This is a genomic window from Streptomyces sp. NBC_01707 (assembly GCF_041438805.1).
Classification (GTDB): Bacteria; Actinomycetota; Actinomycetes; order Streptomycetales; family Streptomycetaceae; genus Streptomyces.
The window spans coordinates 3,536,597-3,552,189 of sequence record NZ_CP109190.1 but is presented as its reverse complement, the minus strand read 5'-3'; the positions used below and the strand labels follow the sequence as shown (position 1 = coordinate 3,552,189).

11 protein-coding genes are annotated in these 15,593 nt (G+C 68.7%); 9 read left to right on the top strand and 2 right to left on the bottom strand.

What is annotated here, in order from left to right; genetic code table 11:
- Positions 1-128 precede the first annotated feature (128 nt).
- Entirely contained in the window at positions 129-1,736 is a 1,608-nt protein-coding gene (gene cimA, locus OG963_RS15960) for a citramalate synthase (RefSeq protein WP_030928778.1), read from the top strand.
- Positions 1,737-1,808: 72 nt separating this feature from the next.
- On the opposite strand, the gene OG963_RS15955 is transcribed toward cimA, so the two are convergent.
- Complete coding sequence (locus tag OG963_RS15955) at positions 1,809-3,677, bottom strand: lectin (protein WP_093772331.1); 1,869 nt, start codon at positions 3,675-3,677, stop codon at positions 1,809-1,811.
- Positions 3,678-3,955: 278 nt separating this feature from the next.
- Between OG963_RS15955 and OG963_RS15950 the strand changes: the two genes are divergently transcribed.
- The 7 genes from OG963_RS15950 (at position 3,956) to OG963_RS15920 (ending at position 12,296) form a co-directional block, all read left to right on the top strand.
- On the top strand, positions 3,956-4,930 hold the full coding sequence (locus OG963_RS15950; RefSeq protein WP_093772329.1) for a LacI family DNA-binding transcriptional regulator: 975 nt from the start codon (positions 3,956-3,958) through the stop codon (positions 4,928-4,930).
- 186 nt (positions 4,931-5,116) lie between these two features.
- Complete coding sequence (locus OG963_RS15945; protein ID WP_093772327.1) at positions 5,117-6,793, top strand: ABC transporter substrate-binding protein; 1,677 nt, start codon at positions 5,117-5,119, stop codon at positions 6,791-6,793.
- Between the two features lie 20 nt (positions 6,794-6,813).
- Positions 6,814-7,860, top strand: a complete 1,047-nt coding sequence (locus tag OG963_RS15940) for an ABC transporter ATP-binding protein (RefSeq protein ID WP_093772325.1) — start codon at positions 6,814-6,816, stop codon at positions 7,858-7,860.
- A complete protein-coding gene (locus OG963_RS15935; RefSeq protein ID WP_093772323.1) occupies positions 7,857-8,837 on the top strand; it encodes an ABC transporter permease in 981 nt (326 codons plus the stop codon). The genes OG963_RS15940 and OG963_RS15935 overlap by 4 nt, the downstream gene beginning before the upstream one ends.
- Positions 8,838-8,840: 3 nt before the next feature.
- The gene (locus tag OG963_RS15930; RefSeq protein ID WP_093772321.1) at positions 8,841-9,839 is read left to right on the top strand and encodes an ABC transporter permease; all 999 of its coding nucleotides are present in this window, start codon (positions 8,841-8,843) and stop codon (positions 9,837-9,839) included.
- On the top strand, positions 9,836-10,849 hold the full coding sequence (locus tag OG963_RS15925) for an ABC transporter ATP-binding protein (protein WP_093772319.1): 1,014 nt from the start codon (positions 9,836-9,838) through the stop codon (positions 10,847-10,849). Before OG963_RS15930 ends, OG963_RS15925 begins: the two co-directional genes overlap by 4 nt.
- A gap of 28 nt (positions 10,850-10,877) precedes the next feature.
- A complete protein-coding gene (locus OG963_RS15920; protein ID WP_093772317.1) occupies positions 10,878-12,296 on the top strand; it encodes a GH1 family beta-glucosidase in 1,419 nt (472 codons plus the stop codon).
- Here the strand turns inward: OG963_RS15920 and OG963_RS15915 are convergent.
- Positions 12,280-12,423: a hypothetical protein gene (locus OG963_RS15915; protein ID WP_158716018.1), complete on the bottom strand. Its 144-nt coding sequence runs from the start codon at positions 12,421-12,423 to the stop codon at positions 12,280-12,282. The genes OG963_RS15920 and OG963_RS15915 overlap by 17 nt on opposite strands.
- A gap of 24 nt (positions 12,424-12,447) precedes the next feature.
- Here OG963_RS15915 and OG963_RS15910 point away from each other — a divergent pair, with 24 nt between their 5' ends.
- Positions 12,448-15,561, top strand: a complete 3,114-nt coding sequence (locus tag OG963_RS15910; protein WP_093929337.1) for a glycoside hydrolase family 3 N-terminal domain-containing protein — start codon at positions 12,448-12,450, stop codon at positions 15,559-15,561.
- Positions 15,562-15,593 lie beyond the last annotated feature (32 nt).

The following is a 15,593-nucleotide window of genomic DNA, read 5'->3' as shown; positions in this document are numbered from 1 at the left end:
CTCTCGCACCCGCGAGGGGTTTTTTCGTTTTCCGGCCCTCACCTCGGCCGGGCCGATGCGCGCGCGATGATGGGGGCAAGTGGAGCCCGATCGTCCGGATCCACTCATCCGACAGGAGTCAGATCAGCATGACCACCAAGGCCAAGGCCACCGATGACAGCTTCCATGTCTTCGACACCACACTGCGCGACGGTGCACAGCGTGAAGGCATCAACCTGACGGTCGCGGACAAGCTGACCATTGCCCGGCACCTGGACAACTTCGGCGTGGGCTTCATCGAGGGCGGCTGGCCCGGAGCCAACCCCCGCGACACGGAGTTCTTCGCCCGCGCACAGCAGGAGATCGAGTTCAAGAACGCCGAGCTGGTCGCCTTCGGCGCGACCCGCAGGGCGGGCGGCAGGGCCTCCGAGGACCCGCAGGTCAAAGCGTTGCTGGAGTCGGGCGCCCCGGTGATCACGCTGGTCGCCAAGTCGCACGACCGGCATGTGGAACTCGCCCTGCGCACCACGCTCGACGAGAACCTGGAGATGGTCCGCGACACCGTCTCCTACCTGCGCGAGCAGGGCCGCCGGGTCTTCGTCGACTGCGAGCACTTCTTCGACGGCTACCGTGCCAACCCCGAGTACGCCAAGGACGTCGTCCGGGCCGCCTCCGAGGCCGGCGCCGATGTCGTCATCCTCTGCGACACCAACGGTGGGATGCTCCCCGCCCAGATCCAGGCCGTCGTCTCCACCGTCCTCGCCGACACGGGCGCCCGGCTCGGCATCCATGCCCAGGACGACACCGGCTGCGCGGTCGCCAACACCCTGGCCGCCGTCGACGCAGGCGCGACGCATGTCCAGTGCACGGCGAACGGCTACGGCGAACGCGTCGGCAACGCCAACCTCTTCCCCGTCGTCGCCGCCCTGGAACTGAAGTACGGCAAGACCGTCCTCCCCGAGGGCGCACTCGCCGACATGACCCGCATCTCGCACGCCATCGCCGAGGTCGTCAACCTCACGCCGTCCACGCACCAGCCCTATGTGGGTGTCTCCGCCTTCGCCCACAAGGCCGGGCTGCACGCCTCCGCCATCAAGGTCGACCCGGACCTCTACCAGCACATCGACCCGGCGCTGGTCGGCAACACCATGCGGATGCTCGTCTCCGACATGGCGGGCCGCGCCTCCATCGAGCTCAAGGGCAAGGAGCTCGGCATCGACCTCGGGGGCGACCGCCAGCTCATCGGGCGCGTCGTCGAGCGGGTCAAGGAGCGTGAGCTCAAGGGCTACACGTACGAGGCCGCGGACGCCTCCTTCGAACTGCTGCTGCGCGCCGAGGCCGAGGGCCGGGTTCGCCGCTACTTCCGTACGGAGTCCTGGCGCGCGATCGTCGAGGACCGCCCCGACGGCACCCACGCCAACGAGGCGACCGTGAAGCTCTGGGCCAAGGGCGAGCGTCTCGTCGCCACGGCCGAGGGAAACGGCCCCGTCAACGCACTCGACCGGGCGCTGCGCGTCGCCCTGGAGCGGATCTACCCGCAGCTCGCCAAGTTGGAGCTGGTCGACTACAAGGTCCGCATCCTGGAGGGCCGCACCGGCACCGAGTCCACCACCCGGGTGCTCATCACCACGGGCGACGGCACCGGCGACTGGGCGACCGTAGGCGTCGCGGAGAACGTCATCGCGGCGTCCTGGCAGGCGCTGGAGGACGCGTACACCTACGGCCTGCTGCGGGCCGGGGTCGAGCCCACGGAGTAACCGGCCCGGCCAGGGGCGGACCCACGGAACAGTCTCCGCGGGCCCGCCCCTCCCCCGGACTGACCGGCCCTGTTACTGGAGATGCCACTTCTGGTTGGCGGCTCCGGTGCAGGTCCAGATCTGGGCGCGGGCCCCGTTCGCCGTCGACCGGTCGGTGATGTCCAGACACTTGTCCGCGGCCGTGTTGACGACGTCACCCGTCGCGGCGTCGTACGTCCAGCGCTGTGCCGAGGAGCCGTTGCAGGTGTACAGCTGCACCTTTGCTCCGTCGGCCGTCGACGCCGACGTCACATCCAGGCAGGAACCCAACGCCTGGATGGAACCGTCCGCTGCGACCGTCCAGCGCTGAGCCGCCGAACCGTTGCAGTCATAGAGCTGGACGGCCGTCCCGTCGGCGCTGCTGCCGCCCGCGACGTCCAGGCACTTGCCCGCAGGGCCCGAGAGGACGCCCGAGGCGCCGGTGGAGCCGGACGGGCTGCCGGACCAGGTGAAGGTCGCCGAGGTGCGGCCCGGCAGCGAGTAGGTGAACTTCTGGCCGCCCCAGTTGACGGTGACCTGCTGCGCCGAGGTGCCGCCGTTGTACGCGATCAGCGCCTTCGAGCCGTCCGGGTTGCGCCAGGCCACATTGGGCACGGTGGAGCTGGCCGTCGACGCGATCCGCTGGGCGCCGGGCCGGACGAACTTCGTCAGATGACCCATCGTGTAGTACTCGATGTTGTAGTCGACCTGCCCGCTCCTGCTGTCCCCGTTGTGCACGGTGATCAGCCCGTCGCAGGTGCCACAGCCGCCGTTGTGCGGACCCCGGTTCTGGTCCACGGCCAGGGACCACTTGGTCACCGACTTCGCCCAGTTACGGGTGTAGTCGACGATGTTGAGCATGTCCTCGCGCTGCTGGTCGGCGATCCAGGTGCCGCCGGAGTGCTCGGTCTGGAAGGCGTCCATCGCCGGGTACTGGTTGTGCACGGTGGTCTGTTTGGTGACGTCACCGCCGTAGCCGTGCCAGGCGACCCCGCCGAAGTTCGGGTGGTTGCGCACCGCCGGGTCGTCCACCGTGGCCGCCGCGTAGGCGTCGTAGGTGTCCCAGTTCCAGTCGTGGGCGAGGACCTTGGTGGCGAGCCCCGCGGACTGGAGTTCGGGCAGCAGCTCGCTCTTGGTGAAGTAGGCGAGCCCCGAGCCGTTCCAGCTCATCGACGGATAGCCGGAACAGCAGGTCGGCTCGTTCTGCGCGGTGACGTAATCGACCGGAACACCCTGGTCCCGATACGCCTGGAGGTACTTCACGAAGTAGTCGGCGTAGGTGCCGTAGTTCTCCGCCTTCAGCCAGCCGCCGTTCAGCTGGCCGCTGTCCTTCATCCAGGCCGGCGCGGTCCACGGCGACGCGACCGTCGTCAGCGCCGGGTTGAGCTGCTTGGCCTGCCTGGTCAGCGGGAGCACGTCCTCCAGATCGTGTGCGATCGAGAATTTCGCCAGCGACGGGTCGGTCTGGCCGGATGGTACGTCGTCATACGTGTAGCCGGTTCTGGCGAGGTCCGAGCCGCCCATCGGATTGCGTACGAACGAGAGCCCGATGCCCTCGGTGGGGGAGAACAGCTTCTTCATCGTCGCGTCTCGGGTCGCCTGGCTGAGCGCCCCGCTGCTCTTCATCAAGTACGCGGCCGTGTCGGTGAACGAGGCGCCGCCACCCGTGAACGTCTGGTACCGGGTGTTCTCGTCGACCGTGATGTTCGTGCCGCCGCCACCGTTCCCGGCACCGAAGGCGATCGGGGCCTGGGCTTCCAGGCCACGGGTGACATGCCGGCCACCGGTGTCGTCCGTCGTGGTCAGCGCGATGTTCACGGTCTCACCGGCGGCCTGCGCCGTACCGGACGAGAGCCCGCTGAGACCCGCGGTCGCGAGCACTGCGGCGACCAGCGCGCGAGCCGCTCTGCTTGATCTGATCATGGCTGCTGCCTTTCTCGGCAGGGACTGTGGGGGAGTTGCCGTCGATCGAGGCGTGAGTGAACTGCTGTTGCGGGCTCGCGTCAAGGGGGTGTGTGTTCACAACTTGAACGCACAACACGTCCTGCCTGCTGGGGATATGGGTACGGACCAATGTCGGCGTGAAGTATTGACGGCACTGTTCCAGCGGGGTTAACTCACGCCGCAACGCCGGTACCGGTTCCGGAACCGGTTGCGGTACCGGTACCGCGCCCTGTTCCGCCTTGTCCCGGAGGCCCCCGATGCGTGTCACCATCGCCGATGTCGCCCGCGAGGCCGGCGTCAGCAAGACGACCGTGTCCCGGGTCATCAACGCCAAGGGTGAGGTGGACGGTTCAACGGCAGCCCGCGTTCGTGAAGTGATCGCGCAGCTCGGTTACGTACCCAGCTCGGGGGCCGTCGGACTGGCCCGTGGCAGCAGCCGTACGGTCGGCATGCTGGTGCCTTCGCTCACCTGGCCGTGGATGGGCGAAGTGCTCCAGGGCGTCGTCGACACCGTCGAGGCCGCCGACTACGGGCTGTTGCTCTTCACCTGCAACCGGGGCGCCGAGTCCGTGGAGCGCTTCACCAGCCAGGTGTCTGCGCGTGCCTTCGACGGACTCGTCGTCGTCGAACCCGAGAACACCCTCGACCACCTCACCGCACTGCACCGCGGCGGCCTGCCGATCGTGCTCATCGACGATCGTGGCCACCACCCCGAGTTCGCCTCCGTCGTGACCACCAACCACGAAGGAGGCGCGTCCGCGGCCCGCCATCTGCTGGCCGCCGGACGCACCAGACCCCTGGTCCTCACGGGCCCCCAGCACTTCGGCTGTGTACGCGACCGGCTGGACGGATTCCGTACGGTCCTGCCGACCGACCTCGTCGTCCATGGGGACTTCACCGAACAGTCCGGTCGGCAGGCCGTGGAGCAACTCCTCTCCGCAGGAACGCAGTTCGACTCGGTCTTCGCGCACAACGACATCAGCGCGGCGGGCGTGCTGCGGGCGTTGCGCGCGGCCGGCCGATCGGTGCCCGACGACATCGCCGTGGTCGGCTTCGACGACATCCCGATGGCCGAGCACACCGAACCACCGCTGACCACCGTGCGCCAGCCCACCCGGCAGATGGGTGAGACGGCAGCGCGGCTGCTGCTCTCCCATCTCGGCGGCACGGCCACCCCCGACGGACCGGTCGTGCTGCCCACCGAACTGGTCGTGCGCCTCTCGGCGCCGTAGCGGTTCCGCCGGGTTCCTTCCCGGCCGCCGTACCTCTTGTCGCCTACGCGCCTCCCCGCGCACCCTCGGCACCACCCGCACTGTCGGCACCACCTGCATCAACCGCACCACCCGTACCCGGCGCGCCGAGCGCCGACCGCCCTCCGTCCCGGATCCTCCGGAACCGCAGCCCTTCCTGGAGTCGCCATGTCCGCACGCCGCCGCCCCGTACTGAGAGCGCTCTCAATAGCCACCGTCGTGGTCGCTCTCGCCACCGGTTGCTCGTCCGCCAACTCGGGTGCCAACAAAGGGGGTGGCGGCGCCTCCGGCGTGCTGACCCTGGGCAAGCCGGACGGGCCGCAGACCAACAACAGCAACCCGTTCCTGAACACCTCGGCCGGTGCCACGCTCGGCTACCGCTACATGATCTACGAGCCGCTGGCGATGACGAACCAGATCAAGCCCGCGGACAAGGCCGAGCCGTGGCTGGCGACCGACTGGACGTGGGAGTCCAACTTCACCAAGGTCACCTTCAGCCTCGACCCCAAGGCCAAGTGGGCCGACGGCAAGCCGCTGACCGCCGATGACGTCGCGTACACGTTCAACCTGCTGAAGACGCACTCGGCGCTCAACTGGAACGGCATCCCGTTCGACGGCGTCGCCATCGAGGGCAAGAAGGTCGTCCTGACCTTCAAGGACTCCCAGTACGTCAACCAGAACAAGATCATTCAGACGTTCATCGTTCCCAAGCACATCTGGGAAGGCGTCAAGGACCCGGAGACCTGGCCCAACCGGAACCCGGTCGGCTCCGGCCCGTACAAGCTCAAGACGTTCACCCCGCAGACCACCACGCTGACCGCCACGCCCACGTACTGGAAGGGCGCGACGAAGGTCAAGGAGCTGCGGTACAGCGCGTACAACGACAACAGCGCGGCGACCACGGCGCTGGCGAGCGGAAAGCTCGAGTGGTCGTTCGTCTTCATGCCGAACTACAAGCAGCTGTTCATCAACAAGGACCCCAAGAACCACAAGCTGTGGTTCCCCTCGGGCCTCGGCATCCACGGACTGTGGTTCAACACCGCCCGCAAGCCGTTCGACAACCCGGCGCTGCGCAAGGCCATGGCTATGGTCGTCGACCGCAAGGCGATCTACACCCAGGCCGAGGCGACGCTCTACCCGGAGATCACCAACCCGACCGGCATCCCGCTGCCCGCCGGTGACTCGTTCCTCGCGCCCGAGTACAAGAGCGCCACGACCGCACCCGATGTGGCCGGCGCCAAGAAGATCCTCGACGACGCGGGGTTCAAGCTCTCCGGCGGCGTGCTCAAGGACCCGAGCGGCAAGCCGGTGAAGCTGACACTGACCGACCCGGCCGGCTGGAACGACTACATCACCGGGCTCTCCATCATCAAGGACAACATCAAGCAGCTCGGCATCGAGGCGAAGGTCAAGACGCAGACCGCCGAGGCTTGGGGTGCGGACGTCGCCAACGGCAACTTCGACGCCACCCTGCACTGGACCAACAGCGGTGCGACCCCGTACGACATGTACCAGAACATCATGGACGGCGCGATCCTCCAGCCCATCGGCAAGGCCTCCCAGACAGGCAACTTCGGCCGGTTCAAGAGCCCCGAGGCGACCCAGGCGCTCAAGGACTTCGCCAACGCCACCGAGGAGGCCACCCGCACCGAGGCCATGAACAAGCTCCAGAAGATCATGGTCGACCAGGCGCCGATGATCCCGACGGCCGCCGCCCCCATCGGAGCCGAGTACTCCACGAAGAACTGGGTGGGCTGGCCCACCGAGGCCGACCCGTACGCCCCGCCGCAGCACACCCAGCCCTCAGCGCTGCAGATCGTGCTGAAGCTCAAGCCCTCCAAGTAGTACGGGGAAACGGACCGGCCATGACCACCACCACCGATCAGACCGACGACATCGTGCTCGAAGCACGCGGAGTCACCAAGCACTTCCCCGTCCGCCGCACCGGCCGCGATCTCGTCGCACGCCATCGCCGCACCGTCCACGCCGTCGACGACGTCTCGCTGCAACTGCGGCGCGGCACCGTCACGGCCCTGGTAGGGGAGTCCGGCTCCGGGAAATCCACCGTCGCCCGGCTGCTCTCCCAGCTGTATCCGCTCACCGAGGGTGAGATCCGGCTGGGCGGCAAGGCGGTGAAGGCGGGCCGTGGCCGGTCCTTCCGCTCGTACGTACGACAGGTCCAGCTGATCTTCCAGGACCCGTTCGCCTCACTCAATCCGGTGCACACCGTGCGCTACCACCTCACCCGGTCGCTGAAGATCCACGGCCGGGAGGCGACCGGGACCGAACTCGCTGCACTGCTGGAACGGGTGCAGCTCACCCCTGCCGCCCAGTACCTCGACAAGTTCCCGCACGAGCTCTCCGGTGGCCAGCGCCAGCGCGTCGCCATCGCCCGTGCGCTCGGCGCCGACCCGAAGGTCCTCCTGGCCGACGAGCCCGTCTCGATGCTCGACGTCTCCATCCGGCTCGGCGTCCTCAACCTGCTGCGGGACCTCAAGGAACGCCTCCATCTGGCGATCCTCTACATCACCCACGACATCGCCTCCGCCCGCTACTTCGCGGACACCACGCTCGTGATGTACGCGGGGCGGATCGTCGAGGGCGGGGACAGCGAGACCGTCACCCAGCGCCCCGCACATCCCTATACCCAGTTGCTCATCGCCTCGGCACCCGATCCGGACCGGGTGGTCGCCGAGGAGGAGCAGGAGGAGACCGGCAGTGGCGAACCGCCCTCGCTGATCGCCCCGCCGGCCGGCTGCCGCTTCCACCCGCGCTGCCCGAAGGCGATGGAGCGCTGCCGCACCGAACTGCCGCCGCGCTTCGACCTGGCGGACGGCCAGTGGGCGGCCTGCTGGCTGTACGCGGACGCTGCGGAAGCCGCCGACGACCACGAGAAGGAGGCTGCGAAGTGAAGTATCTGCTGCAACGGCTCGCCTTTTATCTGGTCACCGCGTGGGCCGCGATCACCATCAACTTCCTGATCCCGCGCCTGATGCCCGGGGACCCGGTCCAGGCGCTCCTCTCCCGCTTCCAGGGCCAGCTGGACACCAGCGCGATCGACTCGCTCACGGCGCTCTTCGGTCTCGACAAACACATGTCGCTCTGGGAGCAGTACACCGACTACTGGTCGCATCTGCTCGACGGCGACCTCGGGCTGTCCTTCACCTTCTTCCCGACGCCGGTCAGCGAGGTGATCAGTCAGTCGCTGCCGTGGACGCTGGCACTCGTCGGCGTCACCACCCTGATCAGCTTCGCGCTCGGCACCGGCATCGGCGTCTTCACCGGCTGGCGGCGCGGCTCCTGGATGGACAGCCTGCTGCCTGTCACCACGTTCATCTCCGCCATTCCGTACTTCTGGCTGGGACTCATCGCCATCGCGCTGTTCGCCGTGAAGTGGCCGCTCTTCCCGGCCTCGGGCGGATACGACAACGCCCTGGTGCCGGCCTTCGACTGGCCGTTCGTCTCCAGCGCGCTCTACCACGCCGCGCTGCCGGGCCTGACGATCGTGCTCAGCGCAATGGCCGGCTGGATCCTGGGCATGCGGAACATGATGGTGACGGTGTCCAGCGAGGACTACGTCATGGTCGCCCAGGCCAAGGGGCTCTCCGAGCGCCGGGTGATGTTCGGATACGCGGCACGCAACGCGATCCTGCCCAACATCTCCGGCTTCGCCCTCTCCCTGGGCTTCATCGTCGGCGGCACCCTGCTGGTGGAGATGGTCTTCTCCTACCCGGGCATCGGCTACCAGCTCTTCCAGGGTGTGGCTGCGAAGGACTACCCCCTGATGCAGGGCATCTTCCTCATCATCACGCTCTCCGTCCTCGCGGCGAATCTCCTCGCCGACGTGATCTACATGGCCCTCGACCCCCGTACCCGAAGGGAGGCCTAGGACATGGCCGTCACCGCTGCCGAGGTCGCCGTGATCGACGCGACCGAGACCCCGGCGCCGAGCAAGCGCAGGCTCCGCTTCCTGCGCGGCCGCAAGACCGTCGTCGGCCTCGGGATCCTGCTCTTCTTCGTAGTGATCGCCGTCATCGGGCCGTGGATCGCCCCGTACGACCCCGACACCATGAGTGATGCACTGCTCCAACCGCCTTCCGGCGCACACTGGTTCGGGACCACACAGACCGGTCAGGACGTGCTCTCGCAGATCCTTGTCGGCACCCGCGGCGTCCTGGTCGTCGGTTTCGTCGCTGGCATCTTCGCGACGATCCTGTCCGTACTGATCGGCGTCAGCGCCGGCTTCCTCGGCGGCACTGCCGACGAGTTGCTCTCGGTGCTCTCCAACGTCTTCCTGGTCATTCCGGGGCTGCCGCTGATCATCATCATCGCCAGTCTCGTCTCCGACACCGGCGACCTCCTGATCGCCACCGTCATCGCCCTCACCTCGTGGGCCTGGGGCGCGCGTGTCCTGCGCGCCCAGACGCTGTCGCTGCGCCGCAGGGACTACGTCGAAGCGGCCCGCGCCACCGGTGAGTCCACCTGGCGGATCATCCTCTTCGAGGTCCTGCCGAACCTGACGGCCGTCATCGCGTCCGGCTTCGTCGGCACAGTCATCTTCGCGATCCTGTCCGAGATCACCCTCGCCTTCATCGGTGTCGCCGACATCTCCAACTGGAACTGGGGGACCGTCCTGTTCTGGGCGCAGTCCAACCAGGCACTGGCCCAGGGCGCGTGGTGGTGGTTCGTCCCGGCCGGGCTCTGCATCGCCCTGCTCGGCATGTCGCTCGCCCTGATCAACTTCGGCATCGACGAGTTCGTCAACCCGCGGCTGCGTACGGAGACGGGCGCGTCCCGGAAGGTCCGGATGCGGGTCGGCTTCACCCCCGTGGCGCGCGGTACGCACGATGCCGCGGCGCGCGGCACGCACGACAAGGAGACCCGCTCATGAGCGAGCCCGTCCTCACCATCAGCGGCCTGAACGTGGACTACGGCACCGGGGACGCCGCCGTGCACGCGCTGCGCGACATCGACCTCACCCTGCACCGGGGCGAAGTCCTCGGCCTGGCAGGCGAGTCCGGCTCCGGCAAATCCACCCTGGCGTACGCCGTCACCCGCCTCCTCTCGCCGCCCGGAGTGATCACCGGCGGCGAGGTCCACTACCACCGGCGCGACGGCGAAGCGCTCGACCTGCTGACCCTGACCGCCCCCGAGCTCCGCGCCTTCCGCTGGCAGGAGCTGTCGATCGTCTTCCAGGGAGCGATGAACTCGCTCAACCCGGTGCACACGGTCCACAGCCAGCTCACCGACGTGCTCAAGGCGCACCGCCCGGAGATGGACCGGGCCGAACGCACCGCACGCGCGAAGGAGCTGCTGTCGCTGGTCGGCATCTCCGCAGACCGGCTCTCCGCCTACCCGCACCAGCTCTCCGGCGGTATGCGCCAGCGCGTGATGATCGCGATGGCGCTTGCGCTGGAGCCCGAGATCGTCATCATGGACGAGCCCACGACGGCCCTGGACGTCGTCATGCAGCGCCAGATCCTGCGCCAGCTGGTCAAGCTCCGCGAGGAACTGGGCTTCTCGGTCGTCTTCATCACGCACGACATCTCGCTGCTGATCGAGTTCTCGGACCGGATCGCGATCATGTACGGCGGCCGGATCGTCGAGGAGGCCGGTGCCTCCGACATCTATCAGAACCCCCACCATCCCTACAGCGACGGCCTGCTGCACTCCTTCCCGGCTCTGCACGGCCCCCGTCGCGAACTCACCGGCATCCCCGGCTCACCACCGCATCTGTCCGCGATGCCGGCCGGCTGCGCCTTCCACCCCCGCTGCGGCAAGGCACTCGAGCCGTGCGCCACCCACGTGCCGGTGCTCGACCGGCCGGAAGGGGACGGCTCCCGCACAGTGGCCTGCTGGCTGCATCAGCCGGCCCCGGTCACCGTCGCCCCCCGCTCGTAGCGACCCCACAGCACACCACAGGAGAACCATGAACCTCGTCATCCCCCAGGGATACGCTCGCGAGATCACCGCCGAGCCCGTGACCGGTCTGCCCGCCGATTTCCGCTGGGGCGTCGCCACCGCCGCTTACCAGATCGAGGGAGCGGCTGCCGAGGACGGCAGAACCCCGTCGATCTGGGACACCTACTGCAGGGTGCCGGGCATGGTCGTCCGCGGCGAGAACGGCGATGTGGCCTGTGACCACTACCACCGGATGCCCGAGGACGTGCAGCTGATCGCGGACCTGGGCGTCGACACGTACCGCTTCTCGCTCGCCTGGCCGCGCATCCAGCCCGGCGGCCGCGGGCCGGCCAACGCCAAGGGCCTCGACTTCTACAAGCGGCTGATCGACGAGCTGGAGTCCAAGGGCATCACCCCCTGGATCACCCTCTACCACTGGGATCTTCCGCAGGAGCTGGAGGACGCGGGCGGCTGGCCGGCCCGCGACACCGCGTACCGGTTCGCCGAGTACGCCGCCCTCGCGTACGACGCGCTCGGCGACCGGGTCAAGCACTGGACCACGCTCAACGAGCCGTGGTGCTCGGCCATGCTCGGGTACGCGTACGGCAACCAGGCCCCCGGCCGTACGAACTTCGGCGAGGCGATCCACGCGGTCCACCATCTGCTGCTCGGCCACGGACTCGCCTCCCGGAACATCCGCGAGACCGCCGCCGCCCGCGGAAACGACCTGGAACTGGGCATCACGCTCAACCTCGGCACCGCCACCCCCGAGACCGACAGCCACGAGGACGCCGAGGCCTGCCGGCGCGCCGACGGGCTCGGCCGCCGCCTCTACCTGGACCCGGTGGTCAAGGGCGCCTACCCCGAGGACGTCATCGCCGACCTCGCCCTGCAGAACGTCGAACTCCCGGTCCAGGACGGCGACCTGGAGATCATCTCCACTCCGCTCGACGTCCTCGGCGTCAACTTCTACCGCGGCACTCTCTTCTCCGGCGTCACGGAGGAGGGGTCCCCGGTGGACGCCGACGGCCTGCCGGTCACCCGCGGCATCGAGCGTGACCTGCCGCGTACCGCCATGGACTGGGAGATCACCCCCACCGCCCTCACCGACCTGCTGCTGCGGCTGCAGAAGGACTACGGCATCCCGACCGTCATCACCGAGAACGGCGCCGCCTTCGACGACACCGTCTCCGATGACGGCGAGATCCACGACGCCGACCGCACCACCTACCTCGCCGACCACATCGCCGCCGTCGCCGCGGCCCGCGCCGAAGGAGCCGATGTCCGGGGCTACTTCGCCTGGTCGCTGATGGACAACTTCGAGTGGTCCTACGGCTACGACAAGCGGTTCGGCATCGTCCGCGTCGACTACGACACCCAGGAGCGGACGCTCAAGGACAGCGCCAAGTGGTACCGCGACACGATCCGCCTCACCCGCGGCGCATGACCGCGGCAACAACCAGGTCTCCCGGCCCCGAGCTCTCCCGCAGCCCGGCGTCGCCCGCGTCGCGCAGGGCGGCGTGAAGGCGGAGACCGGCCGGATGCGAGTCGAGCAGCAGAAGCAGCAGAAGCACCTTTCAGTGTCCGAAGGAGCCGCAATGCCACCGCGCACCCACCGCGCCCGCCACCGGGCCAGACCGACGACGGCCGCACTGGCCGCCGTCACCGTCCTCGCCGGTCTGCTCGCCGGAGCCGTCCCGAGCGCCAGCGCCGCCACCGCGGCGGCGACGGCGGACGACCCGGCGCCCGTCCTCGTCGACCGCTTCGAGGGCGAGGTCCCGTTCGCGAATCAGCCCGCCGACGGCATATTCACCTGGGGCGGCGACTCCGACGACCCGCCCACCCTGACCCTGAAGGATCGCGCCGACGCCCCCGAGGGCGCCAAGGTCCTCGAAGGTACGTACGACATCAGCGGTTACGGCGGCCTGAGCCACGACTTCGCCGCCGACCAGCCCGCTCACGACTGGTCGGCCCACAAGGGCATCCGCTTCTGGTGGTACGGCCAGAACACGGCGCCGTTGCCGCCCGGTTCGGGCAAGAGGATCAACTTCGAGATCAAGGACGGCGGCGCCAACGGCGAGGCGTCCGAGCTGTGGACCACGTCGTTCACCGACGACTGGGAGGGCTGGCACCAGGTCGAGATCCCGTTCGCCGACTTCACGTACCGCACCGACTACCAGCCCGTCGGCGGCATCGACCAGGTCCTCGGCCTCGATGAGATGTGGGGCTACGCCGTCACGCTGCCGACCGGGGCTCCCGGCTCGTTCGCCATGGACGGCGTGGAGCTGTACGGGAAGGCCGACGCGGCCCTGAAGGCGAGCGTCGTCACGAACGCGGCGGTCCGTACGGTGAAGGAGGGCGGCACGGCGGACATCGATGTCTCCGTCGCGACCACCGGCGCCGCACCGATCGAGGAACCCGTCACCGTCGCGTACGAGACCAAGGGCGGCAGCGCCGAGGCCGGCAAGGACTACACGCCGGTCACCGGCACGTACACCTTCCCGGCAGGCACCGCGTCCGGGACCTCCCACCGGATCTCGGTGGCCACCAGGAAGGACGGCGCAGCCGAGTCCGCGGAGACGATCCCGCTCGAACTCACCGTCACCGGCGCCAAGCCGCCCAAGGAGAACCCGCAGGTCGTCATCGACGCCCATGGGCTGCCCTACCTCGACCCGAAGCTGCCGGTGAAGAAGCGCGTCGCCGACCTCCTGTCCCGGATGTCGCCCGCCGAGAAGGCCGGCCAGATGACGCAGGCCGAGCGCAACGCGCTCAAGTCGCAGGGGGACATCGCCACGTACGACCTCGGCTCGCTGCTCTCCGGCGGCGGCTCCGTCCCGACGCCGAACACACCCGAGGCGTGGGCGAAGATGGTCGACGCCTACCAACTCCGGGCCCAGGCGACCCGGTTCCAGATCCCGCTGATCTACGGCGTGGACGCGGTGCACGGCCACAACAACGTCATCGGCTCCACGATCATGCCGCACAACATCGGCATCGGTGCCGGACGCGACCCGAAGCTCGCGGAGAGGACCGGCGCGGTCACCGCCGACGAGGTCCGCGCGACGGGCATCCCGTGGGACTTCGCACCCTGCCTCTGCGTCACCCGTGACGAGCGCTGGGGCCGCTCCTACGAGTCGTACGGCGAGGACCCGGCACTCGTCGAGTCCATGGAGACGGTCATCCAGGGCATGCAGGGCAGCGCCTCCGGCAAGGACCTGCACCGCAACGACAAGGTCCTGGCCACCGCCAAGCACTACGTCGGCGACGGCGGTACGGAGTTCGGCTCGTCCACCACCGGTTCGTACACCATCGACCAGGGCGTCACGAAGGTCACCAGGCAGGAGCTCGAAGCCGTGCACCTCGCCCCGTTCGAGGAGGCCGTCAAGCGCGGGGTCGGCACGGTCATGCCGTCGTACTCCTCGCTCGACATCCTCGGCGACGACCAGGGTCCGGTGAAGATGCACGCCGACGCCGAGATGATCAACGGCGTGCTCAAGGACCGGATGGGCTTCGAGGGCTTCGTCATCAGTGACTGGCAGGCCATCGACCAGATCCCCGGCGACTACGCCAGCGACGTCCGCACGTCCATCAACGCCGGACTCGACATGATCATGGTCCCGACGGCGTACCAGGACTTCACGAAGACGCTCCAGGACGAGGTCACCGCGGGCCGGATCAGCCAGGCCCGGATCGACGACGCGGTCTCCCGCATCCTGACCCAGAAGTTCCGCCTCGGCCTCTTCGAGAAGCCGTACGCGGACACGGCCGACATCGACCAGGTCGGCTCCGCGGGACACCGTGCGGTGGCCCGCGAGGCGGCGGCCAAGTCGCAGGTCCTGCTGAAGAACGACGGCGGAGTGCTGCCGCTCAAGGCATCCCAGAAGGTGTACGTCGCCGGGTCCAACGCCGACAACATCGGCAACCAGGCCGGCGGCTGGACCGTCAGCTGGCAGGGCTCCTCGGGCAGGATCACCACGGGCACGACGATCCTGGAGGCCATGAAGAAGGACGCCACGGACGCGGCCTCGGTCACCTACTCCAAGGACGCCTCGGCATCCACGGACGGCTACGACGTGGGTGTGGTCGTGGTCGGCGAGACCCCGTACGCGGAAGGCATCGGTGACGTCGGCAACGGCAACGACCTGGAGCTGACCGCGGCCGACAAGGCCGCGATCGACAAGGTCTGCGCCGCGATGAAGTGCGCGGTCCTGGTGGTCTCCGGCCGCCCGCAGCTCATCGGCGACCGGCTCGGTGACATCGACGCACTCGTCGCGTCCTGGCTGCCGGGTACCGAGGGCGACGGAGTGGCAGACGTGCTGTACGGGAAGCGTGCCTTCACCGGACAGCTGCCGGTCACCTGGCCGAAGTCCGAGTCGCAGCTGCCGATCAACGTCGGCGACGCGACGTACGACCCGCAGTTCCCGTACGGCTGGGGCCTGACCACGCTGAAGAAGGCCCCGACGGGCGGCGAACTGACCCTGGGCGCGCTCGCCGTCGCCGCACAGATCGCGGAGAAGGCCGGACTGGGGAAGTCCGAGGCAGGCAAGGCGATCGTCGACCAGGCCCGTCTGCTGGTTCAGCAGAAGGCCGGCGGGACGCCGACCGCCGCGGTGTCCAAGCCGTTCGCCGACGCGGACCATCTGCTGCTCACCGGTGATCTGACCGGGGCGGTGGACCGGCTGAGGACGGCCTACCGGGCCGTACAGCGGTAACGGAGACCGGGCTGACCCAGGTGGGCGGAGCA